Origin of the sequence: Paracoccus hibiscisoli (genome assembly GCF_005048265.1) — a bacterium.
GTDB classification, from domain to species: Bacteria; Pseudomonadota; Alphaproteobacteria; order Rhodobacterales; family Rhodobacteraceae; genus Paracoccus; species Paracoccus hibiscisoli.
The window spans coordinates 1-867 of record NZ_SUNH01000103.1 but is presented as its reverse complement, the minus strand read 5'-3'; the positions used below and the strand labels follow the sequence as shown (position 1 = coordinate 867).

The window sequence follows — 867 nt, the reverse complement described above, 5'->3', positions numbered from 1 at the left end:
GGCTCTGTTGCACAAATCGCGTGATGGATTCATCTTGTGGATCCAGCGTGGTAGCTGGGGGCGCATGAGCCGACCCAGCCCCCCGGCTACAAGTCCAGGAATTGGCCCGCCTAGAACGAAGCTCTGAAGCGTCGTGGCTCGCTGACGATCTGGTTCGATCCCGAGATGACCTGGGAGGCCAGGCCAACAGGCAAACGTGGCCGACAGCCTGACTATAGTGACGCAGCCATCCAGACCTGCCTGACGATGAAGGTGCTGTTTGGCATGGCGCTCAGGCAGATCGAGCCGTGGAAACGGTTGCCCATCGCGGCGCCATCGGTTCAAGCCCGATGGGCGACGGTTCGAGTGACCATGGCGAGGGGGCTTCGTTGAGAGCCTGCTGCGCCTGACCGGCCTGGACTGGACCGTGCCCAACTTCAGCACGCTGTCGCGGCGCCAGAAGTCCCTGAAGGTCAATATTCCCTACCGTGGATCCAGCGGCCCGTTGCACCTGCTGATCGACAGCACTGGCATCAAGGTCGAGGGCGAAGGGGAGTGGAGTGAGGAGGGTCAGAAAACAGTCCAGGGGACTGTTTTCCCGACGAACGCGCAAGCATGGTGGCACCAAGCGCCGGGTTCGCCATCGTCGCTCGGACCGATGGCGCGACATGGCTCACGGCGCAAGATCCACATCGGAATTGACGAGCAAACGCTGGAAATACGCGCGGCCGAGTTCACCACCAGTGATGTCGGTGACGCGCCATTCGTCGGGCAAACAGTCCCTCCGGACTGTTTGCTGATCCTCCTCATTGCCAGAGCTTCTGGACCAGATCCCGCCAGATCACGAGGTTGCAAGCGTCACCGCTGATGGTGCCTTCGACACCCGCA

1 pseudogene is annotated in these 867 nt (G+C 61.7%); it reads left to right on the top strand.

Annotated elements, in window-relative coordinates:
- Positions 1 to 64: 64 nt before the first annotated feature.
- Positions 65 to 867, top strand: a pseudogene (locus FA740_RS19520) (transposase); the annotation flags it as partial.